The organism is Jonesia denitrificans DSM 20603 (assembly GCF_000024065.1).
Taxonomy (GTDB): Bacteria; Actinomycetota; Actinomycetes; order Actinomycetales; family Cellulomonadaceae; genus Jonesia; species Jonesia denitrificans.
Genome location: NC_013174.1, coordinates 2,474,776 through 2,493,986 on the forward strand (window position 1 = coordinate 2,474,776; position 19,211 = coordinate 2,493,986).

Consider the following 19,211-nt stretch of genomic DNA (forward strand, 5'->3'; position numbering starts at 1 on the left):
AACAAAACCAGGCAGGGGCCACCCCCTCCCCCCACCCACACTTCGCACCCCGGAGGCTTAGCGAGATACCCCCCCGCGCTGGTTTTTGTTGCGCCGGGGTGGGGTGGGCTTGTGATTATGGAGGGTTTTATGGGGCGAATTGATGAATTAAGGGAAGCGAAAGCGCTGGCTTGGGAGTCGATTCTTGCGGTCGACGAGGACAAGCGCGCACCGCTTTTCAATCAATGGCGTGCACTGTCGGCGGAGATCGCCGCTTTAGAAGCTGAGGAAGAACCTACAGGGAAGGGATCGGTGCTCGATGAGCTCAAAAAGCGCCGTGAACTTAGGGGTGCAAGAACCGCGAATTAGTTTGCATCCTAGGGCGGTTGATTTTGAGGACGCGGATGAGGCTGTTGCTCTTGCTGGTGGGTATGGTTTGACGCCTGACCCTTGGCAGGAGCATGTTGTGCGCGGTTGGATGGGGCGGCGTCGTGATGGCCGTCTGGCTGCTGGTCGTTGCGGTGTTGCTGTGCCTCGCCAAAATGGTAAGAACGGCACTGTCGAGATCACGCAGTTGCACAAGATGGTTATGCAGGGTCGAAAGATCCTTCACACTGCTCATGAGGTTAAGACAGCGCGTAAAGCGTTTTTGCGGTTGGCCTCGTTTTTTGAGAATGAGCGTAAGTACCCCGAACTTTACGAGCTTGCCAAGGGTGGTATTCGGAAGACGAACGGCCAGGAAGCGATTCTGCTGACCAATGGCGGGTCTTGTGAGTTCGTTGCTCGTTCTCGTGGTTCTGGTCGTGGGTACACGGTTGATGATTTGTTTTGTGATGAGGCGCAGGAACTCACGGATGAACAGCTTGAGGCGTTGCTTCCAACTATTGCTGCTGCCCCGTCTGGTGATCCTCAACAGTTTTATTTGGGGACTCCGCCTGGCCCTAATAGCGTGGGTGACGTTTTTGTTCGCGTGCGCCGTGAAGGTGTCGCAGGGAAGGACAAGCGTCTTTGCTGGGATGAATGGTCCATTCCTGATGAAACTCACGCGGATGAGGCTTTAAAGCATTGGCGTGAATACGCGGCGGCGACTAACCCTGCTTTGGGTTTGCGTTTGAATATTACGACGGTTGAGGACGAGAAAAACGCGATGAGCCCTGATGGGTTTTGTCGTGAGCGTCTAGGACGTTGGGATTCAGCTGATGTGGGTTCTGCTGCTGTTGACTTTACGCAGTGGGGGCGCTTGAAGGTTTTAGCTCCTCCGTCAAGTGGCAAGAAAGTTTTCGCAGTTCGTTTCCCTGTTGATGGTTCTGGGGTTGGGTTATCTGCGGCTTTGAAACCTTCTCGTGGGTGCCCGCATGTGGAGGGTATCCGTTTTTCTACACCCTCTGAGGGGACGCAATGGCTGATTGACTGGCTTGTGGAGCGTTGGCGTTCCGCGTCGCAGATCATTGTGGACGGCAAGGGCGGTGCAGGGTATTTGGTTTCCGCGTTGCGTGATGCCGGTGTTCCTTCTCGTGTGATTTGGACCCCGAATGTTGGGCAAGTTATTGCCGCGCATTCTTTGATGGCTGAGTCGATTAGCTCTGGTTTGGTTTCGCATTCTGGGCAGCCCGAATTGGATGAGCAGGTTAGGGACGCGGGTAAGCGGAAGATCGGTAATGACGGCGGTTTTGGTTGGATGGCGCGCACGGATTCGGGTGTGGCGTTGTTTGAGGCTGCGACTTTGGCGTTGTGGGGTGTCCACGAGACTAAGCGTCGCCCATCAGGTGAGGGAAGCGGGGTGACTATTCTATGAGCCTTGAATTGACGCATGTTCGTGCGATTGGGCTGTCTGATGATGAGGTGTTGACGCTTCGTCGGTTGTTGACTTTGTGGTCTCGGAAGCGGTTTAAGAACGCTTTGCTTGGTGTTTATTACGATGGGCATCGGGTGTTGCGGGATTTGGGTATTTCTTTGCCGCCTGAGACTAGGAACATTCAGGCTGCTTTGGGGTGGCCTGCTAAGGCTGTGCAGTATTTGACTCGGAAGCATAAGTTTGAGGGCTTTTCTTTGAACGGTGAGGTTGACCCGTTTGATATGGGGGAAGTTTTTGAGCGTAATAATTTCGGTTTAGAGCTTCCGCAGGCGTTGAATTCGACGTATAAGCAGGCTGTGTCGTTTATTTCTTCGACGCGGGGTGTTGATGGTGAGCCTGACGTGGTTTTGCAGGCTCGTGATGCCGAGTGGACTACGGCGTTGTGGGATAAACGCAGGCGTGAGATTAGTGCGGCATTGGCTATTGTTGATACTGACGAGAATGACCAGCCGTGTGAGGCGGTTTTTTACACCCGTGATGCGGTGTTGAATATCCGGCGTGAGTGGGGTGTGTGGAAGGTTGACCGTCAGCCTAATCGCACTGGGCGTGTTTTGGTTGAGCCTTTCATTAATGACCCGCAGATTTCGCGTCCGTTTGGTTATTCGCGTATTACTCGCGAGGTTCGCTATTTGACTGATGCGGCGTTGCGTACGTTGGTTCGTACTGAGGTGTCGGCAGAGTTTTTCGCGTCCCCGCAAAGGTATGTTTTGGGTGCGAAAGAGGGCGCGTTTTCCGGCGATAATCGTTGGTCTGCCGTCATGTCTAGGTTGTTGGCTTTGGACGTGAACGAGGAAGGTGAGAAACCCTCTGTTGGCCAGTTCCAGCAGATGACGATGTCACCTCACCTCGAGCATTACAGGCAGCTTGCGCAGAATTTCTGCGCGGCGACGGATTTGCCACAGTCGTCGGTTGGCTTGTTCTCGGAAACTCCAGCTTCGGCTGAGGCTATGGAGGCTTCGGAGGCGCGCTTGTCTGAGACCGCCGAGTACCAGTGGCGCGTTTTCCGGCACCCGCTGAAACGCCTCGCACAGAATGTCGTGATGCTCCGGGACAACCTTTCTTCTCCACCTCCTGAGATGTGGAAGCTGGATGTGAAGTGGACGCCATGCCGGTATGTCTCTCCGCAGGCTGCGGCTGATTTCACGGTGAAAGCCGTGGCTGCAGTGCCGAAGATCGGTGAGACGACGGAGGCCCTGCGTGGCCTTGGGTTCACGACGACGCAGATTGAGGGCATGCAAGCTGAGTGGCGGCGATCTTCTGGCGCGTCGGTACTTGAGCGTGTTCTGGCTGCTCGCGGTGATTCCCCTGCCGCGTTGGTTGGGTCTGGTCAGGTGAGCAGCGATGACGACGAGGGCTGATGTCGTCAGGCTGTCGTCGGCGTCTAGGGCGATTGTGGACATGGCGAAGGAAGACCTAGCCGGACTCATAGCTGGCCTAGATTTCACTAGGCCGGAGGTCGTGCGAGACGCACTGCTAGAGGTTGTCCCCGTGCTGGTACGCGAGTACGGGGACGTCGCGGCTGTTGCCGCTGCCGAATGGTATGAGGAGACGCGCGCCGCCCAGGTGCCCGGTAGGTTCGTTGCGGTTCCTGCTGCTGCGGTTGATCCTGCCCAGGTTGAGGCTACTGTGCGGTGGGCTGCTGGAGGGCTGTTCACGGAGGACGCTGCCGGGGTCCTTGCCCGTCTTGAGGGGGCTATGCAGAGGTATATCACCTACTCCGCGCGGGAAACTGTGCGGGGAAGCGTCGCCGCCGATCCTGCCCGCCCGCGGTTCGCGCGGGTGCCTTCCGGCCCGAAAACCTGCGCATGGTGCACGATGCTCGCGTCTCGGGGTTTCGTGTACAGGTCGGAAGAATCCGCTGGTGATTTAGGGCGGGGTTTTGGTGAGGACTTTCATGACGATTGCGACTGCCAGGTGGTCCCTGAATGGGACGCCGCCGCCCACCACATCGACGGGTATGACCCAGACCAGCTATACGACCTTTACCAGAAAGCTAGGAAAGAAGCAGGTTCCGGCGATCTGACCGAGATAACTGCTGCTGCCCGCCGCCTGGAGCCTGACCGGTTCACGGACGGTGTACACACAGACTAGCCCTTCACCGACTGGTGGAGGGTTTTCTTATACCCATTTCCCCTTTCACAGCCGCACGGCGTTTTTGAGGGGTGTCCCGCACGGGAGGAAAACATATGAGCGATCAAACCGGTGACCAGGAAACGCCTGCACAGGCGAAGGAAATCGATTGGAAAGCGGAAGCCCGTAAATGGGAGACGCGCGCTAAGGAGAACTTTGACGCGCTGGCTTCTAAGGAATCCGCTATTCAAGAATTGACCGCGAAAAACGAGGCCCTGACCGGCAAGGTGAAGGACCTCGAAACGGTTATTTCTGAGGGTGAGAAAGAGAAAGCTTTCGCTCAAACCCTCGCAGAAGTAGCCGAGGCTACCGGTGTCCCTGCTGCTGCTCTGCGCGGTTCCACGCGTGAAGAGCTCGAAGCGCACGCAGAGACACTTAAGCCTTTTGTTACCCCTTCTGGGCCGGTCGCGCCCAAAGCGGGAGACGCCCCGGAAAAAACTTCTGGTGGCGAAGAAATTGAGTTCGTTCGCGGGCTCTTTGGGCGTGAATAGGAGATTCACTCATGGCTGTTTTTACTACCTCTGGGATTACTATCCCCACTCAGTTCATTGATCCTTGGCTTGGGAAGGTCGCGAACGGTTCTACTGTTTCTGCGCTTTCTGGTGCTATCCCGATGCAGTTTGGGCCTGGGGAGTCGATGACTTTTGACATTGGTGAAGCGGAATATGTTGGGGAGGGCGCGAATAAGTCTGGTTCGACGGTTACCCCGACTGTGAAAACCGTGAAGCCATTTAAATTCCAAAAGACTGTTCGCTGGACTAATGAGGTCATGTGGGCGGACGAGGATCACCAGCTGGGTGTGGTGCGGCAGGTGTTGGACGCGATCCAGCCTGCTCTTTCCCGTGCTCTGGATTTCGGTGTTTTCCACGGGATTAACCCGATGGATGGTACTGCGGTGGCGGCGATGGCTGAGAAGCTGTCGGACACTACTAACTCGGTTGAAGTTGCTACCGGGGACAAGCCTTACGCGAACTTGGACGCGGCTGATGCTCTTGTGCTTGCGGACGGTTATGTGCCCCGTGATGTGGCTTTGGACCCGACTATGGCCGCGAAGTTCACGACTTTGCGTGGCACTAACTCGGAGCAGAAGCTTTACCCGAATTTCACTTTGGGTACTGCTGTTTCTGAGCTGGATGGGCACCGTGCGTCCGTGTCAAACACCGTCGGTGCGGTAGGCGTGGCTAGCACAGCGACAGACGTGCTTGGGTTCGTCGGTGACTTCTCCGGTATTCGGTGGGGTATTCAACGCAACATCGGCCTCAAGGTCATTGAATATGGTGACCCTGATGGTGCTGGTGACCTGCAGCGAAACAACCAGGTCGCGTTCCGTGCAGAGGTTGTTTACGGGTGGGGCATCGCTGATCTTAACGCGTTCGCGAAGATTGTTGACGAGGTGGAGTGATGGGGTTTGTCCGGGTGAAGAACCGGGCCAGTGGTGTTGTGGTGGCCGTCGCGTCTACTAAGGCGCGGCGGCTTCCCTCCACTGACTGGGTGCCGGTCGATGATGAGAAGCCTGAGCCAGTGCAGGTGAAGGATTCTGAGCCTGTGAAGCGGCGTGGGCGTCCACCGAAGGGCAAGTGAATAGGAGGAAGTCATGGCTGACGTTTTACCCTTCCCGTTTGCCACCGTGGATGATTTGAAGTTGCGTTGGCCTGACTTCCCTGTTGGTGGGGACTCGCATGCTGGCGTTCTGCTTGAGGACGCTTCGCAGTACATCTTGGATGTGTGTCCTACTGCTGGTGAGGTGTCTGAGTCTACTAGGCGGCGTGTCGTCTGCAGTGTGGTTCGTCGGGCGATGGAGGTCGAGTCTGAGCTGGTTGGCGTGGAGTCGATGCAGATGGGGGCTGGGCCTTACCAGGAGACTAGGAAGGCGTTGAATCCTCACGGCGATTTTTACCTCACTAAGCAGGAGAAGCTTTCTCTAGGGTGTGGCGGTCAGAAGGCGTTCACGGTGGACATGATGCCTGTCCGGCCTACGCCTGTTTACCCGTGGGAGGTGTGACATGCGCGGGGAAACGGTGGTGGTTCGCCGCCCAACAGCGGGCGGGGTTGACCCGTTTGGGTCACCGTCCGTGGTGTGGGTAGAAGAGGTTGTAGAGGATGTTCTGGTTGCGCCTGGGCCTAGGAATGATGCTGATGGGGCCATCCGCCCTGACGGGAAAATCATTGCTTGGACTCTGCATTTCCCGAAGACGTTTGACCAGTCTTTGAAGGGGTGCGAGGTACGGGTGCGTGGAGAGGTTCCGCGCCCTGTCGTGGGAGACCCGAAACCGTACACGCTGGAGAACACGCCGACTCGTTGGTGGATGCCGGTGGAATTGGAGGGCGTCGATGGGTAGTCGCGTGAAGGTGAAGATGAATTCCGCTGGTGCTGCAAGGGTGATGAATTCGGCTGGTGTGCAGGCGAGGCTTTTAGCCCATGCGGAGAGTATGGCCGCTGCAGCTAATTCGATGCTGGATCCTGCCTCGGCTGGCGCGGGTCGTTTTGAGGCTGATGTGAAGCCCGGGAAGGTGCGTGCACACGCCCGCGTTACCGCTGCTGGGGTTTACCCTATTCGCCATAATTTGAAGCACAACACTTTATTGAAGGTTTTGGGAAATGGTTAACATCGAGAGTTTAGTGATTTCCCATTTGAACACGGTGTTTGGTGCGGGTTTCGCTTTTGGTGACGTCCCGGCTGATAGGCCAACACGGTTTGCCACGGTTGAGCGCACGGGTGGCCCGTATTCAGAGCATCGTGATTTGCCTTTGCTCGTTGTGCAATGTTGGGAGTCGACAAGGCATGCTGCAAGCGAATTAGCGCTGACGGTTCGCGACGCTGTTAACGGCCTTTCTGCGCATCCGAATGTGGGGCGTGTGAGGGTCACGGCGTTGTATAACTTCCCGGATGGTCAGTCTGGTCATCCTCGGTATCAAATGACCGTGGAAATGGTCACCAAGGGGTGAATAGCCTCAACCTGTTTTGGTTTAAGTGGCGCGGCGCTGCTTTCCTGGAAGGGATTTTGACATGACTGATGCGACTAATGTTTCTGTGGGTAAGCCTAGTGCGGCTGGTGGTATTTTCGCTGGGGATACTTCGGTTGCGGCTCCGACTGACGCGACGACTGCTTTGCCTTCGGGTTTGTCGGGGTTGGGGTATGTGTCGGATGAGGGTTTGACGAACACAATTGAAATTGACACGACAGACATTATTGCGTGGGGTGGGGACAAAGTTCTCACTGTGCGCACGTCTCGCAGTGAATCGTTTACGTGGACGTTTATTGAAACTAACGCCGCGGTGTTGGGTGAGGTTTACGGGCCTGATAACGTCACGGAATCTTCGGGTGATTTGACTGTTGTTCACAACAACAAGGATTTGCCTGCACGGTTGTACGTCTTTGAGATTTTGCTGACTGGGAACAAAGTCAAAAGGATTGTTGTTCCTAACGGGCAAATCGTTGAGGTCGGGGACATTGTCTATGTGGACGGGGAACCCATCGGTTACCCTGTGACGCTTTCCTGCTACCCCGACTCTAGCGGGAACACCGTTTACGAGTACATTGCGAAAATCGTTTCCACGCCATAAACGGTTCTTTAGTTTGGGTGGTGTGGCTTTGGTGCCGCGCCCGCCACACCACCCATTAACCATTTTTTGCGCGGCAGTTCATTGATTTGTGGAAGGGGCGCGGCATGCCTGCGAAGAAAAAGGAAACACCCGAAGAAGGCGCAAAGGTTATGGGCATTGAGGTTTCAGTGGATTCCGATGTGTTCGATGACCTTGATGTCCTTGACGCCTTAGACGAATTGTCGTCAGGTAATGGTCTGGCTATCGGGCGGCTTTTCCGTAAGGTTTTGGGCGATCAGGCGGAGCGGGTTAGCCACGAGCTGCGGGACGCGAAAACTGGTCGTTTGCGGGTCACTAAGGTCGCGGAGTTCATGAAGGAGCTCATGGAGACTCTAGCCCCAAACTAACGCTGCTCGCAGTTCTACTACGTGATTACCGTGGGGAATTGCGGGCAGATTTTCAAGCCTATTACGGGCTTGATTTGGATGATCTGGGTGAAGGTTTGCGGGTTATGCGGGCGGCTGATCTTGCCGCGCATTTACCTCGCGATTCGGTGACCTGGATGGCTGTGCATCCTGAAAATGCTTGGGGTGTGCAGGAGCATTTACTCGCGACCATTGCTGATACTTTGCGGTGGCTTGCGTGGGCGAAAAGCGAGGATGGGAAGCGGAACCGCAAGCGCCCGAAACCTATTCCTCGCCCTGGGGACTCTCAGGATGATAGAGGGCGTTTCTCTGGTGTGGAAAAAGCCGATTTGGATGAGGTTAAGCGTCTGTTGGCGTTGCCTCGACGGTGAGGCAGGAAAGGGGGTGGAAGCGGCCGGTGCGGTTTGCTTTCACCCCCTTGTTTTTATTTGCACGCTGGGAGCGTTGCGAGTTTGTTTTTGTAGTGGTTTGAGTCCACACCGGAAGCGTCACGGATAACGACTACGGATAGGGCGTCAACTGTTGTGCAGGCGTGGTTGATAACCCAAGTTGCGGTTTGAGTGCGATCCTCGTCGGTCAGGGTTTCTTGCACATTAACCCTGATCGTTGTCGTGTTAAGTGCGTCAATCCCTGTTATTGGGTAGCCGGGGCTGGTTGGCCCCAATTCATCAAATGAGTTTACGACGTTGCTTTCAAGGACCGCGTTTGTTGTGTCCTGGGCGAGCGTATTTTCTTCCTGAATGGTTTCCGCCGGTTCAGGCTCCTTTGTTTCTTCGACCGGTTCGACCGGTGTTTCTGTTGCAGTTTGAGCTTCAGCGTTTATCGGCATGTCCGGGATGGCACACCCCGTGAGGGTGAGCGCGGAGACAACGAAACCGGTAAGCAAAAGTCTTTTAGTCATGAGGCCATTCTACAGGCCAAGTTAACCCCTGGGGAGGGCCTATGAGCACCGAATTGGCTACAGCGTACCTGACTCTAATCCCGTCTTTGAAGGGCGCGTCTAAGCAAATTTCATCTGAGCTTGCGGGCGTGAATGTTTCCGGGGCCGGGGCGAAGATGGGGAAGAACCTGTCTGGTGGCATTAGCAAGGGCATGAACCTGCAGATTATTGGTGCCCGGCTGCAGGACCTGGGGGCGAACATTTCTCGCGTGGGGGATTCGCTTACCAATTCTATTACGAAGCCCGCTGTGGGGGCTGCAGCTGCGGTCGGTGGCATCGCGATTGCTTTGGGGTTTAAGCGCCTTGTAGGGATTGACACCGCGCGCGCGAAGCTGATGGCGCTGGGGCACGACGGGGAATCTATTACCGACATTATGAACTCTGCCCTGGAATCGGTGAAGGGCACGTCTTACGGCTTGGGGGATGCTGCGACTATCGCCGCGTCCGCTGTCGCTGCCGGTGTTACCGCCGGTGAGGACCTGACGAAATACCTGTCTAGCACTGCTGACGCTGCTGCGGTCGCAGGCACGAGCCTGTCGGAGATGGGTTACATATTCAACCAAGTTCAGACTGGGACGGTCGCGTACACGGACTCCCTTAACCAACTCGCTGACCGTGGTATCCCGATTTATCAGTGGCTAGCGGACGAATTGAATGTCACTGCGGGTGAGGTGAAGAAACTCGCTTCTGAGGGAAAGATTTCCAGCGAAGAGTTCTTTAAGGCGATTGATAAGAATATCGCTGGCGCTGCCCGCACTATAGGTCAAAACAGCGTTATGGGGGCATGGGAAAACACCAAAGCTGCTCTTGGACGTTTAGGTGCCGCTTTCCTTGGTGCAGGTGAAGATGGCGGCGGTTTCTTCGGCCAGATTCAACCTTTACTGGTCGAACTGATGGGGAAGATGGATGAGCTCGCACCGAAAGCAGAAGAGCTAGGCCGGAAGTTCGGGGAGTTTTTCGAAACTCTAGTTGGGCATATTCGGTCAGCTGTTTCTTGGTGGGAATCTTTGGACCAGAAAACCCAATCCACGATTTTGAAGATGGTGGGTATTGCGGTTGTTTTGGGTCCTGTCCTGAAAATCGTCGGCAGTTTGACGTCTGGGGTTGGGCTTCTACTGACCTCGTTTGGCCGTTTGGGCGGGTCTATGGGATCGGCGTCTGCTGGGGCTACTGGTCTTGGCAGCGCGGTTTCTAGGCTCGCTGGCCCAATCGCTCTCGTTGTTGCTGCGATTGCTGGGATGTGGACTAATTCTGAGAAGTTCCGTACTTCGGTTGAGGCTTTGGGTGCTTCGGCGGCGACGGCTTTTGAGGAAGTGTATGCGGCTTTGCAGCCTACTCTCGCTTTGATTGGTGAGCAGTGGGGGCCGCTCATGAAGTCTTTGGGCGATTCAATGGCGGACGTTTTTGAGTCATTGTTGCCAACGATTGAATCAGTGGTTTCCGCGTTGGGCACTGTTATTGAAGCGTTGACACCGGTTATTAACTTCCTTCTGTTGACGTTTATTGGTGCCCTTGGTTCGGCAGCTCAAACAGTTTCACAGGTCATCACCTACATTTCTGGGACTGTGCAGTGGTTGGCCGGTAACCTGCAGGATTATGTAAACATGATTTCCGCGCTGTTCCGTGGGGACTGGTCTGCCGCTTGGGGTTACGCGAAAAGTATCGCGTCGCGTAATTTGCAGCAGCTAAAGGACACGGTCAAGGTAGTTTGGGATATCATTGTTGGTTATTTCCGTACTGCTGGTGCCCAGGTTGAGGCGATCACCGGTGTTTCGATTTCCGATGTGAAGGCGGCGTTTTCTCGTGGTTTGACGAACATGAAGAAGGCCGCTCTTGATCGTCTTAACGCTATTGTCAATGATTTCCGTAACTTCAAATCGCGTGTGAAGGCTGCGTTTGGCAACCCTAGCGGTTTGCTGCGCGGGGTTGGTCGAGCGATCATTGACGGCCTGTGGGCGGGTATTAAGTCTGGGATCGGCAAGATTGAGGCTGGTCTTAGGGACCTCACATCGAAGATCCCTGATTGGAAGGGGCCTAAAGAAAAAGACCGGAAACTTCTGACTGAGGCAGGCCGCCTAATCATTGGTGGTTTCCGTGAGGGCTTGGAGTCCCAGTATTCGGGGGTTCGTGATTCTCTATTTGGTTTCACGGACTCATTAGTCGGCGGGGTTTCTGGGGTTTCTGGCCCTCGAATGGTTGTTTCTGGTATGCCTGCGTCAGGGCCTGTTATCGCCGGTCCTAGCGGTTCTCGTGGTTCGCGGTCTGATTTAGATTATTTAGCTGATCGGATTGTGGATGGTTTATCGGGGATCGCTGCGGCTTCTGGGATGTCAGCCGATTTGCTCGGTGGGTCGCGCCGTAGGGTCCGGGCCGGTTTCTGATTTTGGAGGTTTTTTGAATGGCCGTTGAGTGGGGTTCTTGGTCCGGTCCTTCGGGGACGCGTTTTCGTGTAGGTATTGATTTGTCGGTGTCGGGTACGACAATTACCGCGCGGTATTACTTGGGGTCTGAGGGTGGGGTTTCTGACAATCAGAAATTGGTGATGGGTTATTCTATTACTGGTTCTGTGAATTACACTGCTTCTCAGCCGTATAATGGCGGCACACAGCTGATCGCTACGCGGTCTGTGACGTCGTCGCGTGGGGTGCAGCGTCGTTTTTCTGCGCGTATTGAGGGCATTTACAATGGTGCTTCTCCGCGTGTGGATGCTTATGCGATGGTCCCTGCCGCACCGCCGTCGTCGCCGGGGACGCCGTCTGTGGTTAGTGTGTCTTCTACCTCCATGAGGATAAGCTGGTCTGCTCCGTCGTCTACTAATGGTGCGTCGATTACGCGCTATCAGGTGCAGCGGGCGGATAACAGCAGCTTCACGTCTGGTACCGCCGCAGCAACAACCACTAGCCGGTCGTACACGAACAGTAGTCTTTCACCTAATCGGACGTATTACTGGCGTGTGCGGGCGGAAAACTCCGCTGGCTGGTCTGGCTGGTCTGGTGGGCGTGCTGCGACGACTTCCCCTGCTCTACCGACCGCCCCGACTTCTGTGGCTGTGACACGGAATAGTGACACGTCGCAGGCGTTGTCGTGGACTCGGCAGGCGACTTCGCAGGCACCTTATGACTCGATTCAGGTTGAGCGGAAAGACACCGTCAACAGCTCGTGGACTCGTGTTGCGACGGTTGGTGGCACTGCAACGTCGTACACGGATACATCCACTGTTGCTTCGCGTCGGTATGACTACCGGGTGCGGGCGGTGAACGGCGGTGGCGCTGGCGGGTACTCGGCTACGGTGAGTGTGTCTACGTCGCCGAGTGCACCATCTGGTGTGGTAGCGAAGAAATCGGGCACGCAGATCAGTGTGTCTTGGTCTAAGTCAACGAACCAGTGGGGGATTTACCAGCACGTCATCCAGGATAATCCCGGTGGGACTGGCTGGGTGGATGTTGCAACCGTGGGGGATGTCACCTCATGGGCTGACACGGCCCCGGACACGAATGTCACTCACCAGTATCGTGTGGCTACGCGGGTGTACACGTATGGTGTGGGGTCTGCTGGGTTGACTGGCGGATGGTCCACCCCATCGGCTGTGGTGCAGCTGATCGCGCCACCGTTGGCACCCTCGCGTCGCCTACCAGTCGGGACGATCGACCGCGCCGCGATCCTGACCTTTGCATGGACCCACAACCCAGTGGACACCACTGATCAGACCGCTTACGAACTGCAATACCGGGTCAATGGTGGGGCGTGGGTGCTGCTTACTGGCACGACGGCTGATGTGCGGATGGTGTCCGCCCTTGGGGTGTCCGGCACTCTTGAGTGGCAGGTCCGCACAAAGGGTGAGCACCCCGACTTTGGGCCATGGTCACCGGTCTGGTCAGCGTCTTTGGCGTCTTTACCTGCCGTGGTTTTGCTTGCACCGGTCGGGACTCTACCGTCGTCTAGGTTGACGGCGGAATGGTCTTACGCGAACGCTGACAGTACTGGGCAGGCGGTGTGGGAAGCGCAGTTGCTGGATTCTGAGGGTGCTCTTTTGGAGACTCGTACGGGGTCTGGTGGGGCGGTTTCAGCTGTTTTTGAGACAGCCCTTGTGGATGGTGCAGATTATGTGGCTCGTGTGCGTGCTCGGTCTGGTGCGGGCATGTGGTCGAACTGGGAGTCGCAGCAATTCACGACTGATTTCCCGCTACCGGTCACGGTTGAGGCTATCCCTGTTTTCGATAGGGAAACAGGGGTCACCACACTGACTTTCACTGACCCGCCAACGCCCTCAACTTACGAGTGGACTGGCCAGCCTAATGCGTCTCCCAGTACAAGTAACACGGCTGATGGCACTATCACTAACCTCGAGATAAACCCTCGGTTCGTAACGGACGCAGACACCCCTCCTGATTCCACACGCGAGCCACACGCGCTGTTACCAGCTGGTAGTTATGCCCTCGTTATCCCTGCCGCGCCGACCGGTTTTGGTTACGGCAGTTTCGCTTACGACCCTTTTGGAGAATGATTTCATGTCTATTACACCTTTCCCGACACAGGGCCAATACCCTTGGTACGACCAACTTGAACAGTGGGGCGCGGACACACAAGCCGCCGCCGAATCCGCTGAACTAAACGCGGATGCTTTACGAGCAGACGTAGCAACCGCACTCAGCGACTCAACCGCCGCGAGTGCCGCCGCCATTGCTGCTGCAGGTCTCGTGGGTGCGCCTGCTGGGGAGGCTGTGCTCGCGGCCGTCTCAGAAGGAGGGGCCGCCTATGGTGAGTTGACCCGCTCGTTTACGCAAATCCGGCAAACGGACTTAGCTTCATTCCTTGAGCCCGGCGAAGTGCTACCTAACGATGGTGTAATGGATGCGTATCCGCTGTTTCAGCGCGCGGTTGACGCAGTCACCGCGCAAGGGGTTCCTAAGACGATCGCTATCCCCAGCGGGAAATACCGCATACAGTCCTCGGTGCGGTGGCGCACCGGGTCTCATGTCGGATTTGTGGGGGCGGGTCGGGAAAATACGCGAATCCTTCCAGAAGGATCAGCCGTATTTGGGATCATGGACCCGAGCTTCGATGACACTACAACGCTCAATGGCCTCCATTTCGCGGATTTCACCATCGATTGCAGTGGCCAGACCGGCCCTATGGATCAGGTGGGCATTAAGGGGATCGCCCTGCGTTGGCTTGTCGATTCCCGTTTTGACCGGGTGCGAATCTTAAACTCATGGGCGACCTCATTCGGGTGCGACTTCCTCCGCAACGTCACCTTCGCGGACTGCACGGCGATCGGCTCTGGTCGCGGCGCGATCAGCAGGCATTCGTTCGGTGCCGGATTCGGGATCGGAACCGGCGCGTTCGAGAATGAGACTGTCCGTTTCGAGTCCTGCTATGCGGAGGGCGCGCGTTCGTCCGGGTTCTTCGTCGAAAACCTCATCAGCACCCCTAACGGTGTGCGCGGCGAGGGGGCTGGGTTCATCATGACCGGCTGTGTTGCTGTCGGCAACTGGAACGGGCTGCGCGATTTCGGCGCAGAGTCGTCCGTGATTACCGGGTGCCAGTTCATTGATAACGAGAACGCTGGAATCAGCATCGACGGTGGCTCCCAGGCTGGCAGGCACGGAGGTCGCAACAACCTCGCGACGGGCAACATTATCCGTGGCAACAGCGTCGGTGTGCTTGTCGGTGACGCCGCAGTGGGTTCTTACACGTTTGCGGATAACGAAATTGTGGGAAACACTCTCGCAGGATGTCGAGTTACCGGTCGGATCGGTGAAGGGTGGATCTGGCAGGGCAACCGTATCAGCCAGAACGGCGCGGGAGGGATCGAGATCCTTTCTCCCCTAATTTCCCTCCCACAGATCACAAACAACGTGATCCGAGAGAACGGGACCGGAGACGGCATATCAATGGTTGGTGACACTGTGGAACCGGTTATCAACGGGAACACGATCTCAGGCCATCGCGGCGCTGGTATACGCCTTCCTGGTGAGTCATCGTTCATGACCACGCCAACGATACGCAACAACAACACCTCGGAGAACTCGCTGGGCAGCCTGGTGAACGAGAAGGTCACGGATGATACTGCGCATATCGCAGGGAACCGGGCAGGAGCATCCTTCTCGACGCTCACCAACCTCAATCCGCGTCCGTCGTTCCAGGACGGCTCGATTGGGCCGGTAACCGTGATCACGCGTTTCGAGGCTCCCGTGCCGCTGTTGGACGAGGAACGCGGATACGTTCGTCTCATCGCAATGGGGAACTCTCCGACTGCTCGTGTGATGCGCGTGAACGCTGCACTGTCCGGGCCGCTGACCGTCTCCGCATGGGTTCGCGCCACCAGAGATACCCGCATCCGTGCGGCCGTCTCTGGGAGGTGGGCAGCGGGCACGCAAAGCCGCAACTGGCAGCAGGGCGGCGTGGAGGCCACGGGGGATTGGCAGCGCGTCCATGTGACGTTCGTGCTTCCAGCCAACGGGTCTGGGGCTGACTTGACTCTTTCCATCGACAACACCGAAGCGGGAGGCGTGCTCGATGTGCGTGACATCCTGCTGACCCCCGGCGTGACCCTCTGGGGCTACTTCGACGGAGACTCAGTCGGTGCCGAATGGACCGGCGCAGCATACGAATCTACGTCGGTGCTCACTCTTTCGGAAGTGCCAATCAGTCTTGAAGATCGGCTCTTTTCGCTTACTGGGCAAGTGCCGCTAGTAGAAAAAGTAGGGTCTGGCACCACGGGAGGTCTGACTGAAACAGCTGCTCAGCCACTAACGATGTACGCGGTCTTTGCGTCTGCCCCGTCAGGGGTCCGTGCCCGCTTGCGTAGTGCAGTAAACCCCGCTACTGACCGGTTCGCCATAGGTAGGAATGGCGCTGGCAACGCGTGGGTGGCCGTCGCGACAGACACCACCGAGGCCACAAAATTTGCGGCAGTAAACATGGTGGCAGGCCCCGCAGTTATTGCAGGGGTCCGCGAGGAAACCATTATCACCGTTGACGTTCACGGGGAGTCATCTAACTCGATTGAGGTCGATGGATTCAATGCAGTTCCTTTGGCGAACATAAATAATGACGCCTCGGTAGTGCACTCGCTCGTTTACTTGGGGGCGCATGAAGCGGGGGTCCGGTCCGCTGTGATGGACGCCCTGGCCGCTGAGTATGGCATCGCTTAATGTCGGGAAGCGCCCTAAACCGAATCCATGATTGGAGGGGAAATGCGTTACGAAACCATTGCCACATTGGCAAACGAAACCTACGTGATAACCCCGCTTGAGGAAGGGCAAGCACTCCACTTCAACGGAAACCGGTACACCGGCCCTGTAGGTGAACCGATCCGCGTGTACGGCACCGGCCCCGTGGAAATCTCCCAAGGGAAATGGGGTAACCGCCTACGTGCAACCGGCAAATACGACGGCCCCTACTTCGACGGTTACACCCCCAGCACCGTTCCTGCCGAGTTCCTCACGCTACAACGCAGCATTGACGGCAGCCCTTGGGTAACCCTCGCGGAAGACATACAACTCGACGGAGCCGTAACCGACCCCATCCCCGCGCTCGCAGGCACAAACACCTACCGGGCAGTCAGCAAAACCGTGTTGCCCACCAGCGCAAACGGGCCAAACGTTGACTACCAAATCAACGAACCGAAATGGCACTACATCAACACTGGCCCGCACATGAGCGAAGTCTACAGAGTGTACGGAAACCCCAACCTCTCACGACAACACAGCCGCAACCGCGCCACCATCCACATGGCCGGACGCGCAAACCCCATCACAATCACCGGGGAGAACCGCTCATCAACCTACACGCTGACAGCCCAACTCACCCCCGACGCGACACCACCCAACCAATGGGAAAACCTCGAATGGACACCCGACCCAATCTGCTACCGAGACCCATCAGGACAACGCATCCTAGGGACAGTCAACGGCACAGAACTGACCGGGTCGAAATGGCCGGAGGTGAGCGTCGCATTCACAAAAACCGACTACCAAGAGGAAGAAATCTATGAGTAAAGCGCATAGGGTTCAAACCCTCAAGGTGAACCTGCTCGACACCGGGGAGAACCTTCTAGGGGAACTCCCCGGCGTCGAGGGGGGCGGATTCGAGTACAACACCAACGCCATCGTAAAAACGTCGGGTTCCCTTGACGTTGTCGGGGTGACGTCGAGGGACTGGACTAATCTTCGTGTCCAACCGGTCATCAGCGTAGACGGGGAGGATCACCCTTTGGGGGTGTTTCTTCCCACCTCCCCCGAAACCGCGTGGGATGACCACTTCACAACCCAAACTGTGGACCTGCTCGACAAGCTTGCGATCCTTGACCAGGCAGTAACCCCCACGATGCTGTCAATCCCTGCAGGGACAAACCTGACCGACGCGGTCACCGCCGTCATTGAAATGTCCGGGGAACCAGCCGGGGCAGTGAACCCATCCGACCAGACAACGCGGACAGACACCACCTGGGAGCCAGGGACAACACTCCTGCGGGTGGTGAACGATCTGCTGGAATCCGCGAACTACTTTTCACTGTGGTGTGACGGCTGGGGGCGCTACCAAATCACACCATACGTGGACACGAAATCGCGTCCAATCGTCGCCGAATGGGAAGAAGGGGAAAACGCGACTTTCACACCTGACTTCGACCACCTCGAGGATATTTATACAGTCCCTAACCGTGTGATCTGCGTCTCCCAGGCGACAGGAGACGAGGAAGCCCTAGTGTCTGTCGCGGAGAACACAAACCCGCAAAGTCCGTACAGTTTCCAGGCGCGCGGACGGTGGATCGACCACGTCGAAGAAAACGTGGAAACCACCGGGCAAACCGCCCTCAACGACTACGCGGCAAGGCGACTACAAGAACTATCCTCCGCAATGTCGACCGTCACAATCACCCACCTTTACCGCCCGTTCAACCTGAACGACGCAGCAACATTCGCCTCACACCGGGCAGGGATCACCGGCAGGCATGTCATCACAAAATACTCGATCCCCTGGTCTGAAACAGGGTTAACCACAACAACTTTGCGGAAGGTGGTGGAAGTGTAGATGCGCGGTGCAACAGATTTCATGGCAGACATCGCGGTGATGATCCGGAAGCAAGTTGTGGACGCCGTCCCGACTTTCCGGTGGGCGACCGTGACCGGTGCGAACCCTCTGCGGATCAGGTTTGACGGGGAAACAGACCCTTTGCCGATCACCCCGGATGCCCTGGTCAACCCGCCTGTGGGGGCCAGGGTTTTCGTCCTCCACTGGATGCGCCGCGTAACCGTTTTGGGGCGCGCGGGGGGCATACCAGACACCGGATGGGTGCCTTTCGACCCGTCGCCTGCTTGCCAGGTGCACGCAGGACAGCAGCCGATGTATCGGGTGCGCGATGGTGTCCTTTACATGCGTGGTGCGGTGTCGCTGAAAAGCGGTGAGTTCGGCACCGGGTATATCGCAGTCAGCGAACCGTTGAGCGTTCTTGCTGGTGTAAGCAATCTGGATTGGAAAACCAGTGTGAATCTCGCTGGTGCTGGTGCGCGTTTACCGTTGCGCGGGTATGTGCATGCGTCGACGCAGGAAATTATGGTCGCAGCCGTGAGCGATGCCGTTCTGACGCCGTCGACTTACGCCACGCTCAATGGTTTTTCGGGCATGGACTTAACGGACTAATTCAACTTTTTTGGGGGCAAGGATGGGGAGCATTGTGAGTGTATCAAGCTTAAGTGCAGCGGATTTAGCCGCTTTACAGTTGGAGATTGAAGCGGAAACAGCCAGGCGGGAGAGGTTGGCCGGGTTCGTGGGCGCGTGGCTGCGGTGTTTGGGGCAGGTGCGCGAGTTCGCGCAAGCATGCCCACCAGTTCCTTTTGAGTCACCACCTACGTGGGAGAACGCTTTGACGGGTTTTGTTCCTGGTCAGAGGGTTGCGCATGAGGGGCGTGTGTGGCGCAACGACTCGCAGGGGCTACTTATGACGGTGCCTGGCGTGGATGGGTGGTGGACCGATGTAACCCCCGAACCCGACCCCGAGCCAGAGCCGGACCCCGAGCCTGGGACGGAAGAGGAAGGAGGCGGCGCATGACAGCCATGGTCCTCACACTCATCGGATCAGCCGGAGTCGGAGCAATCGTCACCGCCGTGCTACTGCACCTGCGAGAATCACCAAAAGCAAAAGCAGACACCGCGGCGACACTCGCGTCTACCGCGCTCGCGATCGTGGAAAAACTCGAGGACAGAGTCACAGTCCTCGAATCACGAGACCTCGCGGCGACCGCTTACATCGCGGTGCTACGTCAGCATATCGAGGCGGGCAATCCACCTCCCCCACCGGACTGGCCGGAAATCCTCAAATCAATCGCCTAGCA

General features: G+C 56.8%; 22 protein-coding genes. 21 read left to right on the forward strand and 1 reads right to left on the reverse strand.

The genetic code is table 11. The features are described from left to right. Positions 1–129: 129 nt before the first annotated feature. The 13 genes from JDEN_RS11560 to JDEN_RS11625 all read left to right on the forward strand — a co-directional run bounded on the left by JDEN_RS11560 (position 130) and on the right by JDEN_RS11625 (position 8,305). On the forward strand, positions 130–348 hold the full coding sequence (locus JDEN_RS11560; protein ID WP_015772552.1) for a hypothetical protein: 219 nt from the start codon (positions 130–132) through the stop codon (positions 346–348). Further along, positions 299–1,774 (forward strand): hypothetical protein, encoded by a 1,476-nt coding sequence (locus JDEN_RS11565; protein WP_143713298.1) that lies wholly within the window; start codon positions 299–301, stop codon positions 1,772–1,774. The genes JDEN_RS11560 and JDEN_RS11565 overlap by 50 nt, the downstream gene beginning before the upstream one ends. Further along, entirely contained in the window at positions 1,771–3,192 is a 1,422-nt protein-coding gene (locus tag JDEN_RS11570) for a phage portal protein (RefSeq protein ID WP_015772554.1), read from the forward strand. The genes JDEN_RS11565 and JDEN_RS11570 overlap by 4 nt, the downstream gene beginning before the upstream one ends. Next, positions 3,176–3,925: a VG15 protein gene (locus JDEN_RS11575; protein WP_015772555.1), complete on the forward strand. Its 750-nt coding sequence runs from the start codon at positions 3,176–3,178 to the stop codon at positions 3,923–3,925. The genes JDEN_RS11570 and JDEN_RS11575 overlap by 17 nt, the downstream gene beginning before the upstream one ends. A gap of 95 nt (positions 3,926–4,020) precedes the next feature. Then, positions 4,021–4,455 carry a hypothetical protein gene (locus JDEN_RS11580; protein WP_015772556.1) on the forward strand — a complete coding sequence of 145 codons (435 nt, stop codon included), beginning with the start codon at positions 4,021–4,023 and terminating at the stop codon, positions 4,453–4,455. Between the two features lie 11 nt (positions 4,456–4,466). Continuing rightward, the gene (locus JDEN_RS11585) at positions 4,467–5,366 is read left to right on the forward strand and encodes a phage major capsid family protein (RefSeq protein WP_015772557.1); all 900 of its coding nucleotides are present in this window, start codon (positions 4,467–4,469) and stop codon (positions 5,364–5,366) included. Then, positions 5,366–5,545, forward strand: coding sequence for a hypothetical protein (locus tag JDEN_RS11590; protein ID WP_015772558.1), 180 nt, complete (start codon positions 5,366–5,368; stop codon positions 5,543–5,545). Before JDEN_RS11585 ends, JDEN_RS11590 begins: the two co-directional genes overlap by 1 nt. 13 nt (positions 5,546–5,558) lie before the next feature. Continuing rightward, positions 5,559–5,966 carry a hypothetical protein gene (locus JDEN_RS13260; protein WP_015772559.1) on the forward strand — a complete coding sequence of 136 codons (408 nt, stop codon included), beginning with the start codon at positions 5,559–5,561 and terminating at the stop codon, positions 5,964–5,966. Position 5,967: 1 nt separating this feature from the next. After that, the gene (locus JDEN_RS11600) at positions 5,968–6,303 is read left to right on the forward strand and encodes a hypothetical protein (protein ID WP_015772560.1); all 336 of its coding nucleotides are present in this window, start codon (positions 5,968–5,970) and stop codon (positions 6,301–6,303) included. Then, the gene (locus JDEN_RS11605) at positions 6,296–6,571 is read left to right on the forward strand and encodes a hypothetical protein (protein ID WP_015772561.1); all 276 of its coding nucleotides are present in this window, start codon (positions 6,296–6,298) and stop codon (positions 6,569–6,571) included. The genes JDEN_RS11600 and JDEN_RS11605 overlap by 8 nt, the downstream gene beginning before the upstream one ends. A gap of 401 nt (positions 6,572–6,972) precedes the next feature. Then, positions 6,973–7,530: a phage tail tube protein gene (locus tag JDEN_RS11615; protein ID WP_015772563.1), complete on the forward strand. Its 558-nt coding sequence runs from the start codon at positions 6,973–6,975 to the stop codon at positions 7,528–7,530. Between the two features lie 104 nt (positions 7,531–7,634). After that, the gene (locus JDEN_RS11620) at positions 7,635–7,916 is read left to right on the forward strand and encodes a hypothetical protein (protein ID WP_015772564.1); all 282 of its coding nucleotides are present in this window, start codon (positions 7,635–7,637) and stop codon (positions 7,914–7,916) included. Between the two features lie 38 nt (positions 7,917–7,954). After that, on the forward strand, positions 7,955–8,305 hold the full coding sequence (locus JDEN_RS11625) for a DUF5361 domain-containing protein (RefSeq protein ID WP_197712995.1): 351 nt from the start codon (positions 7,955–7,957) through the stop codon (positions 8,303–8,305). A 53-nt stretch (positions 8,306–8,358) separates the two neighbouring features. On the opposite strand, the gene JDEN_RS11630 is transcribed toward JDEN_RS11625, so the two are convergent. Next, positions 8,359–8,835 carry a hypothetical protein gene (locus JDEN_RS11630; RefSeq protein WP_015772566.1) on the reverse strand — a complete coding sequence of 159 codons (477 nt, stop codon included), beginning with the start codon at positions 8,833–8,835 and terminating at the stop codon, positions 8,359–8,361. Between the two features lie 41 nt (positions 8,836–8,876). On the opposite strand from JDEN_RS11630, the gene JDEN_RS11635 reads away from it, so the two are divergent. Genes JDEN_RS11635 through JDEN_RS11670 form a run of 8 tightly spaced genes read left to right on the forward strand, consistent with a single transcriptional unit; the run spans position 8,877 to position 19,209 of the window. Next, entirely contained in the window at positions 8,877–11,255 is a 2,379-nt protein-coding gene (locus JDEN_RS11635; RefSeq protein WP_015772567.1) for a phage tail protein, read from the forward strand. Between the two features lie 17 nt (positions 11,256–11,272). After that, entirely contained in the window at positions 11,273–13,378 is a 2,106-nt protein-coding gene (locus tag JDEN_RS11640; RefSeq protein WP_015772568.1) for a fibronectin type III domain-containing protein, read from the forward strand. Positions 13,379–13,382: 4 nt separating this feature from the next. Beyond that, positions 13,383–16,031, forward strand: a complete 2,649-nt coding sequence (locus JDEN_RS11645; protein WP_015772569.1) for a right-handed parallel beta-helix repeat-containing protein — start codon at positions 13,383–13,385, stop codon at positions 16,029–16,031. A 42-nt stretch (positions 16,032–16,073) separates the two neighbouring features. Beyond that, positions 16,074–16,877, forward strand: coding sequence for a hypothetical protein (locus JDEN_RS11650; RefSeq protein WP_015772570.1), 804 nt, complete (start codon positions 16,074–16,076; stop codon positions 16,875–16,877). Then, positions 16,870–17,910, forward strand: coding sequence for a hypothetical protein (locus JDEN_RS11655; RefSeq protein WP_015772571.1), 1,041 nt, complete (start codon positions 16,870–16,872; stop codon positions 17,908–17,910). The genes JDEN_RS11650 and JDEN_RS11655 overlap by 8 nt, the downstream gene beginning before the upstream one ends. Beyond that, positions 17,911–18,519: a hypothetical protein gene (locus JDEN_RS11660; RefSeq protein ID WP_015772572.1), complete on the forward strand. Its 609-nt coding sequence runs from the start codon at positions 17,911–17,913 to the stop codon at positions 18,517–18,519. Positions 18,520–18,553: 34 nt separating this feature from the next. After that, the gene (locus tag JDEN_RS11665; protein WP_143713300.1) at positions 18,554–18,928 is read left to right on the forward strand and encodes a hypothetical protein; all 375 of its coding nucleotides are present in this window, start codon (positions 18,554–18,556) and stop codon (positions 18,926–18,928) included. Continuing rightward, complete coding sequence (locus JDEN_RS11670) at positions 18,925–19,209, forward strand: hypothetical protein (protein WP_015772574.1); 285 nt, start codon at positions 18,925–18,927, stop codon at positions 19,207–19,209. Before JDEN_RS11665 ends, JDEN_RS11670 begins: the two co-directional genes overlap by 4 nt. Positions 19,210–19,211: the final 2 nt, after the last annotated feature.

What these genes read in the sequence shown, in the direction of transcription:
- JDEN_RS11615 (WP_015772563.1), top strand. Translation starts at nt 6,973, where the DNA reads ATGACTGATGCGACTAATGTTTCTGTGGGTAAGCCTAGTGCGGCTGGT.
- JDEN_RS11585 (WP_015772557.1), top strand. Translation starts at nt 4,467, where the DNA reads ATGGCTGTTTTTACTACCTCTGGGATTACTATCCCCACTCAGTTCATT.
- JDEN_RS11620 (WP_015772564.1), top strand. Translation starts at nt 7,635, where the DNA reads ATGCCTGCGAAGAAAAAGGAAACACCCGAAGAAGGCGCAAAGGTTATG.
- JDEN_RS11670 (WP_015772574.1), top strand. Translation starts at nt 18,925, where the DNA reads ATGACAGCCATGGTCCTCACACTCATCGGATCAGCCGGAGTCGGAGCA.
- JDEN_RS11640 (WP_015772568.1), top strand. Translation starts at nt 11,273, where the DNA reads ATGGCCGTTGAGTGGGGTTCTTGGTCCGGTCCTTCGGGGACGCGTTTT.
- JDEN_RS11605 (WP_015772561.1), top strand. Translation starts at nt 6,296, where the DNA reads ATGGGTAGTCGCGTGAAGGTGAAGATGAATTCCGCTGGTGCTGCAAGG.
- JDEN_RS11575 (WP_015772555.1), top strand. Translation starts at nt 3,176, where the DNA reads ATGACGACGAGGGCTGATGTCGTCAGGCTGTCGTCGGCGTCTAGGGCG.
- JDEN_RS11600 (WP_015772560.1), top strand. Translation starts at nt 5,968, where the DNA reads ATGCGCGGGGAAACGGTGGTGGTTCGCCGCCCAACAGCGGGCGGGGTT.
- JDEN_RS11655 (WP_015772571.1), top strand. Translation starts at nt 16,870, where the DNA reads ATGAGTAAAGCGCATAGGGTTCAAACCCTCAAGGTGAACCTGCTCGAC.
- JDEN_RS11580 (WP_015772556.1), top strand. Translation starts at nt 4,021, where the DNA reads ATGAGCGATCAAACCGGTGACCAGGAAACGCCTGCACAGGCGAAGGAA.
- JDEN_RS11560 (WP_015772552.1), top strand. Translation starts at nt 130, where the DNA reads ATGGGGCGAATTGATGAATTAAGGGAAGCGAAAGCGCTGGCTTGGGAG.
- JDEN_RS11660 (WP_015772572.1), top strand. Translation starts at nt 17,911, where the DNA reads ATGCGCGGTGCAACAGATTTCATGGCAGACATCGCGGTGATGATCCGG.
- JDEN_RS11570 (WP_015772554.1), top strand. Translation starts at nt 1,771, where the DNA reads ATGAGCCTTGAATTGACGCATGTTCGTGCGATTGGGCTGTCTGATGAT.
- JDEN_RS11590 (WP_015772558.1), top strand. Translation starts at nt 5,366, where the DNA reads ATGGGGTTTGTCCGGGTGAAGAACCGGGCCAGTGGTGTTGTGGTGGCC.
- JDEN_RS11630 (WP_015772566.1), bottom strand. Translation starts at nt 8,835, where the DNA reads ATGACTAAAAGACTTTTGCTTACCGGTTTCGTTGTCTCCGCGCTCACC.
- JDEN_RS11635 (WP_015772567.1), top strand. Translation starts at nt 8,877, where the DNA reads ATGAGCACCGAATTGGCTACAGCGTACCTGACTCTAATCCCGTCTTTG.
- JDEN_RS11650 (WP_015772570.1), top strand. Translation starts at nt 16,074, where the DNA reads ATGCGTTACGAAACCATTGCCACATTGGCAAACGAAACCTACGTGATA.
- JDEN_RS13260 (WP_015772559.1), top strand. Translation starts at nt 5,559, where the DNA reads ATGGCTGACGTTTTACCCTTCCCGTTTGCCACCGTGGATGATTTGAAG.
- JDEN_RS11565 (WP_143713298.1), top strand. Translation starts at nt 299, where the DNA reads ATGAGCTCAAAAAGCGCCGTGAACTTAGGGGTGCAAGAACCGCGAATT.
- JDEN_RS11645 (WP_015772569.1), top strand. Translation starts at nt 13,383, where the DNA reads ATGTCTATTACACCTTTCCCGACACAGGGCCAATACCCTTGGTACGAC.